Here is a 15615-nt window from a genome sequence, read left to right on the forward strand (position 1 = left end):
ACCGCACCATGAGCCTGACCTTGTTCCGCAACTTCCGCCTTCTCGATCCAGCGATCGCCGACGACCTCGTCGAGGGCTACGAGATGCTCGTCGAGGGCGACAAGGTCAAGGAACTCTCCGACAAGCCGATCAAGGCCTCCAAGGCCGATGTCGTGAACTGCGGCAAGCGCACCATGATGCCCGGCCTCATCGACTGCCACGTCCATGTCATCGCCACCATGGTCAATATCGGGCAGAACGCACTGGTGCCTGACGCCCTGATCGCCTATCGCGCCGCCCGCATCATGAAGGGCATGCTCGACCGCGGATTCACCACGGTCCGCGACCTCGGCGGCGCCACCTATCCCCTGGTCGAGGCCCAGGAGCAGGGCCTGATCGAGGCACCCCGACTCATCATTCCCGGCAAGGCCCTGTCGCAGACCGGGGGCCACGGCGACTCGCGCTCGCGCTACGACCGTCGCGACCCCGAGACCTGGACGCGCACCCTCGGCTCCCTCGGCCGCCTCGCCGACGGCGTCGACGCCGTGCGCCAGGCCTGCCGCGAGGAGATCAAGCAGGGCGCCCATTTCATCAAGATCATGGCCAATGGCGGCGTCGCCTCGCCGAATGACCCGATCCACTTCCTTGGCTATTCACGCGACGAGATCCTCGCGGCGGTCGAGGAGGCGAGCAATGCCGGCACCTATGTCGCCGCCCACCTCTACACCGACGAGGCCATCCGCCGGGCCGTCGAGTGCGGTGTCCACAGCCTCGAACATTGCAACCTGATCCAGTCCAAGACCGCGAAGTTCGCTGCCGAAAATGGCGCCATCGCCTGCCCGACTCTGGTCACCTATGAATATCTCGGGGTCGAGGGCCCGGCTCTCGGTCTCGATCCGATCTCCGTCAGCAAGGTCGACACGGTGAAGGTCGCCGGGATGAAGTCGCTCGAGATCATGCACAAGGCCAAGCTCACCATGGCCTATGGTTCTGATCTCCTCGGCGAGATGCACCGCCACCAGTCCGAGGAATTCGTCATCCGCGGCCGCGTCCTGCCGGCGATCGAGGTGATCCGCTCGACCACCATGCACGCCGCCAAACTGTGCCGGCGCGAAGGCAAGATCGGCACGCTGCGGGCCGGCGCCTATGCAGACGCCGTACTCGTCGACGGCAACCCGCTGAAGGACCTGTCGCTGCTCACCAGGCAGGGCGCGCATCTGGCCCTGATCATGCAGGGCGGGCGGATGCACAAGAACCAGCTCTCCTGAACGGCGGGCATGATGACGGAGCAGGCGGCATGATGGCGGACGGGCGGCTGCTGGGGCGGGTGGCACTCTACGGAGTCGCCTGGCTCACGCTCGCCTTCATCCTGATGCCGCTGGTCTTCGTCACCTGGCTCGCCTTCTTCGCCCAGGAGATCCCCTCCTTTCCGCCGGAGGGCTATTCGCTGAAATGGTTCGGCGCCATCGCCGGCAATCGCAACTTCGTCACCGGCTTCACCACGAGCCTGCAGGTGGCCGTTGCGGCGACGCTGATCGGGCTGCTGATCGCGGTTCCGGCGAGCCTTATTCTCGCCCGCCGGCAATTCGCCGGCAGCGCCGTGCTCAACCAGTTCCTGCTCTTGCCGCTGGTGGTGCCGGGCGTCGTCATGGGCACCTCGATCTATGTCTTCCAGATCGAGACCGAGATTGCCACTGGCCTGCCCATTCTCGGCTCACTTGGCGGCCTTGTCGCCGGTCACACCCTGCTGGTCATTCCCTGGACGGTGCGGCTCGTCACCGCAAGCCTGACCGGCCTCGATCGGGCCGCTGAAGAGGCCGCCCAGAGCCTCGGCGCCAACCAGTGGACCACCTTCTTCCGGGTCACCCTGCCGGCCATCCGGCCAGGCGTCGTGGCAGGTGCCCTGTTCGGCTTCGTCACCTCCTTCGGCAATCTGGAGATGAGCCTCTTCCTCGTCGGCCCCGGGCGCGTCACCCTGCCGATCGCCATTCTCCAGTATCTGGAATGGAAGATCGACCCGACGGTCGCCGCCGTCTCCGTCCTGCAGATCCTGCTCATCGCGGTCGCCATGATCATCACCGACCGCTACGTCAAGCTTGCCCGAGTCGTCTGATCCATGGCCTCCCTCACACTCGACGCCCTGACCAAGCGCTATGGCGACAATGTCGTCGTCAAATCGGTCTCGCTCGACATCCGGGACGGCGAATTCCTGGTCCTGCTCGGCCCGTCCGGCTGCGGCAAGACCACGACCCTGCGGATGATCGCCGGTTTCGTGCCACCGAGCGGCGGGTCGATGCGGATCGGCGACAAGGACATCACCACCCTGCCGCCTTGGAAACGCAATGCCGGGCTCGTGTTCCAGAGCTATGCGTTGTTCCCGCACATGACCGTCAATGAGAACGTCGGCTTCGGCCTCGACATGCGCAAGGTCGATCGGGCCGAGATCACGAGCCGTGTTGCCGAGGCGCTGCGCCTCGTCCGCCTCGAAGGTTATGGCGAGCGCTATCCGCGCCAGCTCTCCGGCGGGCAGCAGCAGCGCGTGGCGCTGGCCCGCGCCCTCGTCATCCGGCCCGACGTGCTCCTGCTCGACGAGCCGCTCTCCAACCTTGACGCCAAGCTCCGTCTCGAGGTGCGTCTGGAGATCCGCGCGCTGCAGCAGCAACTCGGGCTGACCACGGTCATGGTTACGCACGACCAGGAGGAGGCGCTCACCATGGCCGACCGCCTCGTCGTCATGTCGGACGGCGCCGTGCGCCAGGTCGGGACCCAGTCCGATCTCTACGAGCGCCCCGCCGACCTCTTCGTCGCCGATTTCGTCGGCCGCTCGACCATGATCTCCGGCGCCGTCACGGCGCCCGGCGCCTTCCGCTCCGACGGCGGCCTGTCGCTGTCCTGCCAGCCGTCGGCGGCCGCGGGCCCCGCCACCATTGCCCTGAGGCCGGAGCGCCTGACACTCGGTGCAGCGGCGCAGGGCCTCGCCAACCACGCGACGGGAATGGTGACATTCGTCTCCTATCTTGGCGCCTTGCTGGACGTACATGTGCGCCTCAATGACACCGACCATGTCGTCGTCCAGATTCCCAACCGCTCCGACGGCCATGTGCCGGCCGTCGGCGACACGATCGAGGTCGGCTGGCCGGCCTCGGCCTGCCTCGTCTTTCCGCGCGAGGCTGCCTGAACCACGCGGCACACCGCCGCCAACTGGGAAATCCAGAAGGGAGAAGTCGACATGTCAAAGTTTACCAAAGGCATTGACCGCCGCACCACGCTGAAGGGCCTCGGCCTTGCCGCCGCCGGCAGCCTCCTGCCGGGCGCCGTCTCCACCCCGACCTCGGCACAGGCCGCCGGCCGCATCGTCGTCGGCACCTGGGGCGGCGACTATGCGCGGCTCCTCGCCAAGAACGTCGAGGAACCCTTCCTCAAGTCGAAGGGCTTCGAGGTCATCCAGGACCAGGCCTCCGACGCTCCGCGCCGCGCCAAGATGGTGGCCGAGCGCCGCCTGCCGCGCGGCACGACGGACATCCAGGGCCTCTCCGCCGCACAGATGTTCGAGATGAACGCGGCCGGCGTCGCCGACCCGATCGATTACTCCAGGCTGAAGAATGCCGGAAACCTCATTCCGATCGCCAGGTATCCTTACGGCGTCGGCCACATCATTTCGGGCAAGGTCATCGTCTACAATCCCAAGATGGTGACCCCGGCGCCGACCGCCTACAAGGATTGCTTCGATCCGAAATACGGCAACAAGCTCGGCTTCATCGACATCCAGTACCAGTTCGTGATGCTCGCCGCCGGCCTCGCCGCCGCCGGTGACATGACCGCGCTGGAAAAGGGCAAGGAGCTTCTCCTCGCCGCCAAGCGTGGTGGGGCCCGCATCTATCCGACCAACGAGGCCTTCGCCCAGGCGCTCAAGACCGAGGAGATCTCCATCGGCATGATGTGGAAGGCCCGTGCGGTGCAGTGGCAGAATGCCGGCATCACCGTCGAGGCGGCGGCGCCCAGCGAGGGAACCCTGGCCTATGTCTCCGGCTTCATGATCCCGAAGAACGCCCCGAACAAGGCTGGCGCCTATGCCTACATGGACGCCATGCTGGAAAAGGCCGCCCAGGAGAACTTCGCCATCGACATGGGCTTCGGCCCGACGGTGACCAACGCCGTTGTCGCTCCCGATCTGCAGAAGCGTATCGGCTTCACCGAGGAGGAGAACAAGAAGATGCGCGACCTCAACTACGAATTCCTCGCCAAGAACGACGCGGCGATGAAGGAGTGGTGGGACAAGGTCTTCAAGGCCTGATCGGAGGCACGGCTCGCCATGGCGACAGTTTCATCGCGTCCGGTCGGCGAGCCCGGCAATCTCACGGCGGCGGGCCTCCTCGTGCCCGCCACCATCTTCGTCGCGATCGGCCTCCTGGTGCCGATCGCGATCCTCTTCCGCTACAGCCTGAACGCCTTCGTGCCGGGCCAGTTGATGGTCGACGCCCTGACCATCGACAATTACGTCAAGTTCTTCACCGACCCGTTCTACCTGCAGGTGCTCTGGCGCACGGTACGGGTCGCCATCGCCTGCACAGTCTTCTGCTTGCTCTTCGGCTTCCCGCTGGCCTATGTGCTGGCGCGGACGCAGTCGCCCTACAAGAACCTGCTGGTCATGGCGATCGTCCTGCCGCTCTTCGTCGGCAATGCCGTCCGCGCCGCCGGCTGGATGGTGGCCTTCGGCTCCAAGGGCTTCGTGAACTCGACGCTGATGGCGATGGGAGTGATCTCCCAGCCCATCGAGATCATGTATACCGAGCTCGCCGTGGTCATCGGCATCATCGCGGTCAACCTGCCCTTCATGGTGCTGACCCTGCAGAGCGTCATCGAGGGCATTGACCGCAATGTCGAGGAAGCCGCCTTCTCGCTCGGCGCCCCGCCCATGACCATGGCGACGCGGGTGCTCTTCCCGCTCGCCCTCCCCGGCATCCTCGCCGGCGTGATCCTCACCTTCATCCTGGCGATGAACGCCTATGCCACGCCCGTCCTGCTCGGCGGCCCGAAATTCCAGACCATGGGACCGCTGGTCTTCTCCACCTTCGCCCAGCAGAACAACTGGCCCTTCGGCGGCGCGGTCTCCTTCATCCTGATGACGGCGACGCTCATCCTCACCGTCGCGTCCAGCCTCTTGATCCGCCGCCGCTACGCCTGAGCCAGGGTCACGATTGCTGCCGCCAGTTCATCCTGCGGCCGCGCCGCATCGAACCTGTGCCAGCCGACGGCCCCGAGGTCGTAGCCGAGCTGCGCCTCGACGGTCGCGACCGTCGCGTCGGAGGGATCGCCGCGGCGCGCCGCCACCCGCGCCTTCAGCCGCTCGGGCGGCACGTCGAGCCAGATGCCGGTGAAGACGCAGCCTGCGGCCTGCGCCACCGCCGCTAGCACCTCGCGTTCGCCCGGGCGGGCATGGACGGCATCGGCGACGACGGCAAGGCCGGCGGCGAGTACGGCTGCCGCGGCCCCCCGCATCTCTGCGTAGACGGCGGTGGAGACCTCCGGCCGATAGGCCTCGGGGGCGAGCCGCTCCGTCGCCGCCACGCCGAACCGCGCCTTGCGCAGCCGGTCGCTCGCAAGGATGCGGGCGCCTGGCAGCGGGCCGATCCAGGGCGCCACCAGTGCCGCCAGCGTCGACTTGCCGGATCCGCTGAGGCCGCCGATGCCGACGAGGACCGCCGGACCGGGAGCCAGCGCGGCGCGGGCGAGCGCCAGATAGCTCGCCGCCTCCGCGGCATCGCCCGCCGAAGCCGTCACATGGGCCCGCACCGCCGCCCTGACGGCCACGAGGAAGGGGATCAGGGCCAGGCCTGCGGCCTCACCGGTCGCATCGCAATAGCGGTTCATCAGCCGGTTTGCCGCCGCCCTCTGCTCCAGGTGCCAGAGATCCATGATCAGGAAGGCGAGATCGTAGAGCACGTCGGTGGTGGCGAGATCCTCGTCGAACTCAAGGCAGTCGAAGATCACCGGGCGCCCGTCGATCAGGCAGATGTTGCGCAGGTGCAGGTCGCCATGGCAGCGCCGGACGAGGCCCGCCGCGGCGCGGCTGTCGAGGAGGGCCGCGTGCCGGGACAGCGCCGTCCGGAACTGCCGGTCGAAGGCCTCGGCGGCGTCCTGGTCCATCAGGCCGCTGGCGAAGAAGGCGGCGGCATTGACGTCGAGCACGCGCCCCATACGCCGGGCGCCGTCGCGGTCGGAGGACACCGCCGCGGAGCCGTGCAGCGCGGCGATTCCGGCGGCGAGATCCTCCACGAGGGCGACCGTGAGCAGCCCCTCGCCCGCCAGCCGGTCGAGCAGGCCCGCCTGGTCGAAGGGGCGCATGCGCACCACCGCATCCACCAGCACGCCCGGGCCATCGAAGGCGAGGCCGCCATCGGCCGCGCGGGTGATGCGGCTGACGCCCAGGTAGATCAGCCCTTCGGGGTCCGTGCGCCGGTTGAGCGCGACCTCGCGGGCGCAGAAGGCGAGCCGCCGCTCGGGCGTCGAGAAGTCGAGATAGGGCAGCCGCACCGGCTTCTTCAGCTTGAAGACCACGTCCCGGCCGATCACCACGTGCGAGATATGTGTCGTCACCTGCACCGCCCCGGTACCGGCCGAGCGGGACAGGAAGGCGAGGACCTCTGCAGTCGCATCGCCTCCCGCCATCGCGCCCTTGTCCATCATGCCCGCTGCCTCCGAAGCCCCGCCCCGCGTCTCCCTCGATAGCCGAGATGACGGCGAGGCTCTATGACGAGGATCAGGTGGAGGTCACAGCATGGTCGACGTCATCGTGGTGGGTGCGGGGTCGGCGGGCGCCGCCCTCGCGGCACGGCTTTCGGAGGACCCGGCCCGGCGCGTCCTGCTGCTTGAGGCCGGCCGCGACTGGCGGACGGCCGAGGCGCCGCATGCCCTGCGCAGCGCCAACATCATCCCCTTCATGCACGACCCGCGACACCAGGCGGAATGGCAATGGCCGGGCCTCATGACCCGCCGCACGCGCGCCCAGGAGCCGAAATTCTACTGGCGCGGCAAGGCCATGGGCGGCAGTTCCACGGTCAATGCGCAGATCGCCATCCGCGGCGTGCCGGAGGCCTTCGACACCTGGGCGGCGCTCGGCTGCACCGGCTGGTCGGCGGCGGACGTCATGCCGCTCTTCGACGCCATCGAGGACGACCCCGTCACCGGCACGGGCCCCGGCGCCCGCCGCGGCGGGCCGCTCCCCGTCCACCGCACCCCCTTCGAGGAGTGGGGCAGCGTCGACCGGGCGCTGCGCGCCGCCGCCCTCGCGGGTGGCCATCCCTGGAAGGATGACCTCAACGCCCCCGCAGGCGAGGGCGTCTCCTGCTACCCGATCAACAGCCGCGACGGCCGGCGCGTCACCACCAATGACGGCTATCTCGAGCCTGCCCGCGGCCGCCCGAACCTCATGATCCGCGGCGGCGCGCTGGTCGACCGCGTGCTGTTCGACGGCCGCCGCGCCACCGGCGTGCGCGTCCGTTTCGACGACGGCTCGAGCGAAGACATCATGGCGCACGAGGTGGTGCTGTCGGCGGGCGCCATCCACAGCCCCGCCATCCTCATGCGCTCCGGCATCGGGCCGGCGGGCGACCTCGCCGCCCTCGGCATCGCCGTCCTCGCCGATCTCCCGGTCGGGCGCGGCTTCATGGACCATCCGATCCTGCGCGCCAGCCTCGCCCTCACCCCCGCGGCGGCAGCGCAGCACCCCGATGCCCGCCACACCAATTGCTGCGTCACCTATTCCTCCGGTCTCGCCGGTGGCGGCGAGCGCGACATGATCCTGATCGGCTTCAACCACCGCGGCCTCGGCGACGGTCGCCCCGCCCCCCAGGGCGCCATCGGCATCGCCCTCTACGACGCCTTCTCCCGCGGCGAGGTGCGCCTCGTCTCTGCCGACCCCGACGCCAACCCCGTGGTCGAGGAGAACATGCTGGACGACGAACGCGACCGGCTGCGCATGCGCGACGGCATCCGCCGGCTCGCCGCCCTCACGGCCCATCCCGCCGTCGCCGGCATCGCCTCCGCCATCACCTTCGGCGAGAGCGGGATGGCCTTCGCCGCGGCCGCCGCCCTCCCCGACGCCGAGCTCGACGCGCTGATGCTGGCAGAGGCCTCCGACATCCAGCACGCAGCCGGCACCTGCCGCATGGGACCCGCCGGCGACCCCGCCGCCGTGGTCGATCCCGACCTCAAGGTCCATGGCCTCGACGGCCTGCGGGTCGCCGACGCCGCCATCATGCCCACCGACTGCCGCGCCAACCTGCACTTCACCTGTGTGATGATCGGCGAGATGGCGGCGAGAAGGATGAGGGCGGGACGGTAGGGGTGGAGGGGTTGGAGTTAACGCGACAGCCCGGCGGGGTATGGGCGGGTGCCGACAGCAAATCCCTATCGAGCCAGCTACCTTTCGCCCTTGCCAATCGACGGCGGTGCCTCGAAAAATTTCGCGACCAGTGGATTCCAGTGGCGAAATACCGCCCCGTACACTTCGCAGGCGACTAGGTACCTGCCGCGTGGTGTCGTCAATGCACCCGCGAGCCCCTTGATTGCAACTTGAGGCCGCCCATCGGCGTGCTTTAGGTCGCCCCCGTACTCAAATGTATAGTCATCCGGTGCTTTCAAAGCGGCACAACGGCCGCGGATTGATCCCTCCTCAAAGTCACCCTTGCGGAGATCATGGGCGAAATCATTTCGCACCTTGCGGATTAAATTGAGATCCGCGTAGGCTGTATTCCCATAGATATTTATCATATACGCGATATTTATGCGCGCACTAAAGCTGCTTAAAAAGCCATTCCCATTTATTGCCTCGGCAAAAAGCTTCGGATCATCCCGCAAGAATCGGCGGATCATTGCTGTGAGCTCGACGTCTACAATAGAAGCGCCAAGTATCGCAGCCGAGCGGTCGGTCGCCACCGCGAGTTCAGCAAGAATGGCCTCCCCATCCTTATTTTCTAGAATAAACATGCCTCGCCCTTCTCGCTTCTGCGGACACGTTACTCATGTTACGGCTGGCGTTATACCCCGAATCGATCAGGCTCCTAAGTATAATCGAGCCCAGGGACGGAACGATCATCCCTTTCGCCGCCGTCCTCTTGCCGCTGGTGATCGCATAGGTTAGGTCCAATCCCTCATATCGAAGACGGCGAATGACGCTCGGGTGCTCTGAATGTCCGCATCCAACAGCCCGATATCCCGTTGAGAGGCGACAAAAATGGTGGGCCCGGAGGGACTCGAACCCCCAACCAAGCGGTTATGAGCCGCCGGCTCTAACCATTGAGCTACAGGCCCACCGGCCGGGCGCCTCTGGCGCGCGGCGTGCCGCGAAAAGGCTGCAAAGAAACCCTCGGGGCGGCACGAAACGGTGATGGCATCCTCGTCCCGCGGCGTCAATCATCGGCCGCGCGCAACCCTCAGGATCGCCATGCGCCTCTCTGCCCGCAGCCTGTCCGGCCCCTCCCGCCGCCTGTCCCTCGCCGCCGTCGCGCTTGCCGCCTTCGCCGCCGCAGCGCCTGCCCTCGCCCAGCCCGCCGCGCCACTCCAGCGTCAGATTGCCATCCAGGGCGAGGGCACGGCCAGCGCCGCCCCCAACGAGGCGGTGATCGGCAGCGGGACGCAGGTCCAGGCCCGCACCGCCCGCGAGGCCATGGAGGGCAATTCCGCCGCCATGCGTCAGGTCCAGCAGGCGCTGAAGCAGGCAGGCATCGCCGAGCGCGACGTCACGACCTCCGCCCTCACCCTCCGGCCGGTCGTCGACTATGCGCAGGGCAACCGTCCCCGCGTCACCGGCTACACCGCCGGCCACCGGCTCGAGGTGCGCATCCGCGACCTCGCCACGCTCGGCGACGTGCTCGACCGCATGGTGGCCGCCGGCGCCAACCAGATCGACGGGCTGGAGCTCACCGTCTCCGACATATCGGCGAAGATGGACGAGGCCCGCGTCGCGGCCGTCGCCGATGCCCGCCGCAAGGCGGAGGCGCTCGCCGCCGCCGCCGGAGCGCGGCTCGGCAAGGTCATCTCGATCACCGAGCGCGGCGGGCCGGTGCCGCCGCCGATGGAGCGCGCCACGTCGGCGCGTGCCCTGTCGGCCGCCGCGCCGACGCCCGTGGCGCGGGGCGACCAGACCTTCCGCCTGTCCGTCGCGGTGGTGTGGGAACTGGTTGACTGAGGCCGGAAGCGGTGCGGCCTATTCGGCCGCGTCGTCGCGCTCGCCGAACTGGATCGCGACGTAATGGGCATAGAGACCGTTGCGCGCGATGAGTTCGGCATGGGTGCCGGACTCGGCCACGCGTCCGCCCTCGATCACCAGGATCTTGTCGGCACGCATGATGGTCGAGAGACGGTGGGCGATGACGATCGAGGTGCGGCCGCTGAGCAACTGGTCGAGCGCCCGCTGCACCTCGAACTCACTTTCCGAATCGAGGGCCGAGGTCGCCTCGTCCAGCAGCATGATCGGCGCATCCTTGAGGATGGCGCGGGCGATGGCGACGCGCTGGCGCTGGCCGCCTGACAGGCCCTGCCCGTGTTCACCGATCAGGGTCTGGTAGCCCTCCGGGAGGCCGAGGATGAAGTCATGGGCATGGGCGGCCTTCGCCGCAGCATGGATCTCGGCTTCCGTGGCGCCGGGACGGCCGACCGCGATGTTCTCGCGCACCGTGCCCTGGAACAGGAAGACGTCCTGGCTGACGAAGGCCATGGCGCCGCGCAGCGAGGCGAAGGTGACGTCGCGCACATCCTGGCCGTCGACGGTGATGGCACCGCCGCGCACGTCGAAGAAGCGCTGGACGAGGGAGATGATGGTCGACTTGCCGCCGCCGGAGGGACCCACCAGCGCCGTCGTCTTGCCCCCCATGGCGACGAAGGACAGGTCGCGCAGCACCGGCTCTTCCGCGTGATAGCCGAAGGTGACCCGGTCGAAGACGACAGCGCCGTCGCTGATGGCGAGCGGCGGGGCCGCCGGCTTTTCCTTCAGCGTCGGCTCGGTGTCGAGGAGTTCGTACATCAGCCGGACGCCGACCAGTCCCTTCTCCACCTCGACGCCGAGCCGGGCGAGGCGCTTGGCCGGGTCATAGGCGAGCAGCAGCGCCGTCACGAAGGCGAAAAAGGCACCGGCATCGACGCCCTGGTGGATGACGCGCCAGGCGCCGTAGATGATGGCCGCCGAAATGGCCAGACCGCCGAGCGTTTCCATCAGCGGCGCCGTGCGCGCGCCGAGCGTCGCGATCTTGTCGGCGCGCTGGCGCACGGCCGCAATGGTCTCGTCCATGCGCGCCTGCATCCGGTCCTCCATGCCGAAGGACTTGACGATACGCACGCCCTGGACGGTCTCCTGGACGACACCGACCATGGAGGAGAGCGAGGTGAACTCGCTCTGCGCCAGCCGTCGCACCCGCCGGCGCAGCCGGTTCACGCCATAGACCGCCACCGGCATGACGGCGCCGGAGACGATGAACATCAGCGGGTCGGTGATGATCATCACGACCAGGAGGCCGGCAACCGTCAGCAGATCGCGACCGACAGTCGTGACGATGTTCTGCAGCACGTCCCGCGCCGCCTGGGCATTGTGCGTCACCCGCGTCACGAGGTCGGCGGAGGCGTGCTGCTGGTAGAAGTCGACGCCCTGGGAGAGCAGGTGGTTAAAGATGCGCGTCTGCTGCGCCGCGACGATGGCATTGCCGATGCGCGACAGGATGACGTTGGAGGCATAGGACGCCAGGCCCTTGACCAGGAAGATCGAGAAGACCGTCACGCCGAACCACACCGCGAGGGTGAAGTCGCGGTTCTGGAACACGCCGTTGATCAGGTCCCGCATGATCCAGGCGCTGAAAGCCGTGCAGGCCGCGACGATGGCCATGAACACGAAGGCCAGCGCATAGCGCGGCGCATAGGCCCGCAGACTCTCCCCCACGAGGCGTTTCAGCGTCTGGCCGCGCTGGGACTGGAATGTCGAAAACAGGCGGAAAGGCCTCATGGTGCGCGCGACTCGCAGCGTTCTTGTCGGTCCAATAACAGGTTTCGGGGGCGAGACCAAGGCAAGCGCCCGGCAGTTGGCCAGTCAGGGCAGGCGGCGGCTTGCGAGGGGCCGCCTTCAATGCCAAGACAGCCCCATGGCGACCATCGAAAACCTCTTCGTCACACGGCTCTACCGCGGAGAGATCGGCCCCGAGGACGGTCTGCTGGACGAGATCGACCAGGCCTGCCGCTCTCTGGCGGTGGACGATGCCGCCGGCATCCGCTGGTGCCGCAAGAACGGCTATCCCGGCTATACGAGCTACGCCTCGCTGAACGACCTGCCCTGGCGTTTCCCCATCTTCAAGGCGCTGGCGCGCCAGCTCGACCGGCATGTCGCCGCCTTCGCCAGGGACCTTGCCCTCGACCTCGGCGGCCGCAAGCTCGTGCTCGATTCGCTCTGGGTGAACGTCCTGCCCGAGGGCGGCGCCCACGCCTCCCACATCCACCCGCACAGCGTCATCTCGGGCACGCTCTACATCGCCATGCCGAAAGGCGCGGCGGCACTGAAGCTCGAGGATCCCCGCAGCGGCCGCATGATGGCCCATCCGCCGCGCAAAAGCGCCGCGCCCCGTGAGCTCAAGACCTTCGTCTCCGTGGCGACGTCGCCCGGCGACGTGCTGCTCTGGGAGAGCTTCGTGCGCCACGAGGTGCCGGTGAACCACAGCGCCGAGGAGCGCATCTCCGTCAGCTTCAACTATCGGTGGGGCTGACCGTCCCGGGCCTCAGGCCTCTGGCACCGGCCGCGGACGACCCTCCTCGTCAATCGCGACGAAGGCGAAGGTCGCCTCGGTGACCTTCTCCCGCTCCGTCGTGCGGAAGCGCTGCGCCCAGGCCTCGACATGGATATTCATCGAGGTCCGGCCGACATGAAACACCTCCGTATAGACCTCCAGCACGTCGCCGACGCGCACCGGGCGGATGAAGGTCATGGCCTCGACGGCGATCGTCACCACACGCCCCTGCGCCCGCTCGACACCGGCGATGCCGCCGGCCTGGTCCATCCGCGCCATCACCCAGCCGCCGAAAATGTCGCCATTGGCATTGGTGTCGGCGGGCATGGCACTGATGCGCACCGTCAGCTGGCCGCGCGGCGTGGCTTCGATCGACCGGAGTTGACGAGGCATGGATGATTCCGTCTGAAGGGACCGAGATCCATTGAGCCAGCCTTCGCCGGGTGGCACAACTCCAGCGGAGCGATCGGCACGACCAGGAGCAGCCGAGGAAATCGGTCACCAGGCTCAAAGGAAAGCCGAGCAATTCCGCTGTTCTGGTCGCACTCGCGGCGCCGCAGAAGCCCGCGACAAAGTTCCTTGTTGCAATTGCCCACCGAACGGCGTATCTCATGCCGACGTTTCGGCCGTTCTTTTTTGGCCCCGCGCCGACAATTCGGCGCATCGCTGACAAAAAATCTTCGAAAACGTGACCCGAACTACTCGTGCGTGACGCGAGTCGTCGATCTCTGCTCGCTTCGCGAAAGGATACCCCATGCAGACCGGAACCGTGAAATGGTTCAACTCCCAGAAGGGCTTCGGCTTCATTCAGCCGGACGGTGGCGGCACTGACGTGTTCGTCCACATCAGCGCCGTCGAGCGCGCTGGCCTCTACGGCCTCAACGAAGGCCAGAAGATTTCCTTCGAAGTCGTCGCCGACCGCCGCTCGGGCAAGTCGTCGGCCGACAACCTGAAGGCTGTCGACTGATTTCTCGCATCGCTCGTGCGCGTCGCCGTGGACATCTCGGCGGCGCCCCCAAGCGAGAATCAACCCGCGGGTGCCATGGCGCCCGGCAGGACCCGTTGACTGTTTGAAAATGCGGAGCCGCACCGTTCCCCGGATCGCGCGGCTCCGTACCCGTTTCTTGGCCGGCATTCTCGTCGGCGCCGCGGCGATCGAGGACGTGTCATGAATTCCGAACGCCCGAGACTCTTCATGTTCAAGTCGGGAAGCAACGAGAAGCTCTATGGCTTCGCCTCCGACCATACGGGCGGCAAGCTGCCCGACAAATTCGCCCCGTGGACCAGTATCGGCGTGATCCGCGGTGACCAGAAACCACCCCATGGCCTGAAGCGCGAAGCCATCGAGAACGGCATTGCCGAATTCGGCTTCCAGCTGTGGCGCAAGAAGGATGCTCCGGCCAAGACGGCCTGAGCCCTTTCAACCAACGATCCGACCCGGAGAAGATATGCAGGTTCTCGTCCGCGACAACAATGTCGACCAGGCTTTGCGCGTTCTGAAGAAAAAGATGCAGCGCGAGGGCATTTTCCGCGAAATGAAGCAGCGGAAATCGTTCGAGAAGCCGTCGGAGCGGAAGAACCGCGAGAAGGCCGAGGCCATTCGACGGGCCCGCAAGGCTGCCCGCAAGCAGGCCCAGCGTGATGGCCTCATCGCCGCCCCCAAGCCGAAGCCGCGTCCCGACCGCAAGCCGAAGTTCGGCGCCGGATCAGGCCCGCTGGCAGCTCCGCCGGCTGCCGATAACGGCACGCGCTGAAGCGCGGCGCGCCCCCGGCCCTCCGGACCAACCGTGACGACAAAGGGCCCGCGCGGGCCCTTTTTTCGTGACGCGGCGGTGGACCTGCCCCGCACCCCGATCAGGTGAACAGCCGCTCGCCCCGCTCATCGACGATCTGCCGGCCCTTGGCGATCGAGAAGGTCACCGCATCCTCCAGCGAGGCATGCCGGTCGGCACGAATGAACTTGTGCTCCTTCATCGCGCCATCGACCATCTTGGTGATGGTGCCGGCCGTCTGGAACTGGCCCTCGTTACGGAACGGGGCGGCCGTGATGGCGAAGCCCTTGTGCTCGACGGCGGGTGCGCTCGCCGTGCCTTCGGTTTCCGTGGCGTCGGCCTTGCCCCAACCGAACAATGACTTGAGAAAGGACATGGTGCATCTCGCCTGTCTGGGCCTGTCGCCCGAAGCACTTGATACCGCGTCTCCGACGGCAGGGAAACGGCCTGCCCGCCCGGAGAAACCGCCCCGCGACATCTTGGAACATTCGCACGGACAGCCGGTTCATGACAGGTTCATGGCCCCGTGAGCAGGGTGCGCCCGCGTTGAGACTCCCGTTCACGCATGCCGCCGCAAAGGGACGCGTGAGAAAGGTACTGCCACCATGGCTTTCGACTTGGGACGGCTCCTGCCGCTGGCCGGATCGCTCATCATCTCCACCTTCACCGTCGGCGCGGCCCTGGCGCAGGACGCCGTCACCACCGGCGCCGTCAATCTGCGCGCCGGCCCCGGAACGCAGTTTCCGCGCGTGACCACCCTGCCCGCCGGCGCCGGCGTCGACATCACCAGTTGCAGCGGCGCCTGGTGCCGCGTCGTCTATCGCGGCATCACCGGCTTCGTGTCGCGAAACCTCCTCGACGAGGATAGCGTCGTCGTCGCGCCTCCGCGCCGGATTTATGTCGAACCGCCCGTCTATGTCCGGCCGCGCATCTATGTCGAGCCGCCCTTCTACGCCGACCCGCCCTTCTACCCGTCCTATCGGCCCGGCTGGCGTCCGCCCTATCGCTATGATCGCCCGGGCTTCGGGCCGCGCCCCGGCTGGCACGGCGGCGGCGGTGGCCGTCCTGGCCACGGCCCAGGCTGGCACGGCGGCGGCGGT

The 15615-nt window shown here is 67.4% G+C and carries 17 protein-coding genes and 1 tRNA gene; 12 read left to right on the forward strand and 6 right to left on the reverse strand.

What is annotated here, in order from left to right:
- Window positions 1-8: 8 nt before the first annotated feature.
- The 5 genes from Q0C57_RS15635 to Q0C57_RS15655 are packed head-to-tail and all read left to right on the forward strand — an operon-like array spanning window position 9 to window position 5164.
- Window positions 9-1247: an amidohydrolase family protein gene (locus tag Q0C57_RS15635; protein ID WP_296577415.1), complete on the forward strand. Its 1239-nt coding sequence runs from the start codon at window positions 9-11 to the stop codon at window positions 1245-1247.
- Between the two features lie 29 nt (window positions 1248-1276).
- The gene (locus Q0C57_RS15640; protein WP_296577417.1) at window positions 1277-2092 is read left to right on the forward strand and encodes an ABC transporter permease; all 816 of its coding nucleotides are present in this window, start codon (window positions 1277-1279) and stop codon (window positions 2090-2092) included.
- 3 nt (window positions 2093-2095) lie between these two features.
- Window positions 2096-3157 carry an ABC transporter ATP-binding protein gene (locus Q0C57_RS15645; RefSeq protein WP_296577419.1) on the forward strand — a complete coding sequence of 354 codons (1062 nt, stop codon included), beginning with the start codon at window positions 2096-2098 and terminating at the stop codon, window positions 3155-3157.
- Between the two features lie 51 nt (window positions 3158-3208).
- The gene (locus Q0C57_RS15650) at window positions 3209-4273 is read left to right on the forward strand and encodes an extracellular solute-binding protein (protein WP_296577421.1); all 1065 of its coding nucleotides are present in this window, start codon (window positions 3209-3211) and stop codon (window positions 4271-4273) included.
- An 18-nt stretch (window positions 4274-4291) separates the two neighbouring features.
- A complete protein-coding gene (locus tag Q0C57_RS15655) occupies window positions 4292-5164 on the forward strand; it encodes an ABC transporter permease (RefSeq protein WP_296577423.1) in 873 nt (290 codons plus the stop codon).
- On the opposite strand, the gene Q0C57_RS15660 is transcribed toward Q0C57_RS15655, so the two are convergent.
- Window positions 5155-6666 carry an AAA family ATPase gene (locus Q0C57_RS15660; protein ID WP_296577425.1) on the reverse strand — a complete coding sequence of 504 codons (1512 nt, stop codon included), beginning with the start codon at window positions 6664-6666 and terminating at the stop codon, window positions 5155-5157. The genes Q0C57_RS15655 and Q0C57_RS15660 overlap by 10 nt on opposite strands.
- 91 nt (window positions 6667-6757) lie before the next feature.
- Between Q0C57_RS15660 and Q0C57_RS15665 the strand changes: the two genes are divergently transcribed.
- A complete protein-coding gene (locus tag Q0C57_RS15665; protein ID WP_296577426.1) occupies window positions 6758-8323 on the forward strand; it encodes a GMC family oxidoreductase in 1566 nt (521 codons plus the stop codon).
- Between the two features lie 77 nt (window positions 8324-8400).
- Here Q0C57_RS15665 and Q0C57_RS15670 read toward each other — a convergent pair whose 3' ends face one another.
- A complete protein-coding gene (locus Q0C57_RS15670; protein ID WP_296577428.1) occupies window positions 8401-8967 on the reverse strand; it encodes a hypothetical protein in 567 nt (188 codons plus the stop codon).
- Between the two features lie 248 nt (window positions 8968-9215).
- Window positions 9216-9291, reverse strand: a tRNA-Ile gene (locus tag Q0C57_RS15675).
- Between the two features lie 76 nt (window positions 9292-9367).
- Between Q0C57_RS15675 and Q0C57_RS15680 the strand changes: the two genes are divergently transcribed.
- Window positions 9368-10168, forward strand: a complete 801-nt coding sequence (locus Q0C57_RS15680) for an SIMPL domain-containing protein (RefSeq protein WP_296577430.1) — start codon at window positions 9368-9370, stop codon at window positions 10166-10168.
- Window positions 10169-10186: 18 nt separating this feature from the next.
- On the opposite strand, the gene Q0C57_RS15685 is transcribed toward Q0C57_RS15680, so the two are convergent.
- The gene (locus Q0C57_RS15685) at window positions 10187-11971 is read right to left on the reverse strand and encodes an ABC transporter ATP-binding protein (RefSeq protein ID WP_296577432.1); all 1785 of its coding nucleotides are present in this window, start codon (window positions 11969-11971) and stop codon (window positions 10187-10189) included.
- Between the two features lie 136 nt (window positions 11972-12107).
- On the opposite strand from Q0C57_RS15685, the gene Q0C57_RS15690 reads away from it, so the two are divergent.
- A complete protein-coding gene (locus Q0C57_RS15690) occupies window positions 12108-12722 on the forward strand; it encodes a TIGR02466 family protein (protein WP_296577433.1) in 615 nt (204 codons plus the stop codon).
- Between the two features lie 12 nt (window positions 12723-12734).
- Here Q0C57_RS15690 and Q0C57_RS15695 read toward each other — a convergent pair whose 3' ends face one another.
- Window positions 12735-13136 (reverse strand): acyl-CoA thioesterase, encoded by a 402-nt coding sequence (locus Q0C57_RS15695; RefSeq protein WP_296577435.1) that lies wholly within the window; start codon window positions 13134-13136, stop codon window positions 12735-12737.
- Between the two features lie 361 nt (window positions 13137-13497).
- On the opposite strand from Q0C57_RS15695, the gene Q0C57_RS15700 reads away from it, so the two are divergent.
- The 3 genes from Q0C57_RS15700 to rpsU all read left to right on the forward strand — a co-directional run bounded on the left by Q0C57_RS15700 (window position 13498) and on the right by rpsU (window position 14497).
- Window positions 13498-13710 (forward strand): cold-shock protein, encoded by a 213-nt coding sequence (locus Q0C57_RS15700; protein ID WP_106748984.1) that lies wholly within the window; start codon window positions 13498-13500, stop codon window positions 13708-13710.
- A gap of 201 nt (window positions 13711-13911) precedes the next feature.
- The gene (locus tag Q0C57_RS15705; protein ID WP_296577438.1) at window positions 13912-14157 is read left to right on the forward strand and encodes a hypothetical protein; all 246 of its coding nucleotides are present in this window, start codon (window positions 13912-13914) and stop codon (window positions 14155-14157) included.
- A 34-nt stretch (window positions 14158-14191) separates the two neighbouring features.
- Window positions 14192-14497, forward strand: a complete 306-nt coding sequence (gene rpsU / locus Q0C57_RS15710) for a 30S ribosomal protein S21 (RefSeq protein ID WP_296577440.1) — start codon at window positions 14192-14194, stop codon at window positions 14495-14497.
- A 100-nt stretch (window positions 14498-14597) separates the two neighbouring features.
- On the opposite strand, the gene Q0C57_RS15715 is transcribed toward rpsU, so the two are convergent.
- A complete protein-coding gene (locus Q0C57_RS15715) occupies window positions 14598-14891 on the reverse strand; it encodes an HlyU family transcriptional regulator (protein WP_296577442.1) in 294 nt (97 codons plus the stop codon).
- A gap of 229 nt (window positions 14892-15120) precedes the next feature.
- On the opposite strand from Q0C57_RS15715, the gene Q0C57_RS15720 reads away from it, so the two are divergent.
- On the forward strand, window positions 15121-15615 hold a 495-nt coding region (locus Q0C57_RS15720), incomplete at its 3' end, for an SH3 domain-containing protein (protein WP_296577443.1).

This window comes from Phreatobacter sp. (assembly GCF_022843985.1).
GTDB lineage: Bacteria > Pseudomonadota > Alphaproteobacteria > Rhizobiales > Phreatobacteraceae > Phreatobacter.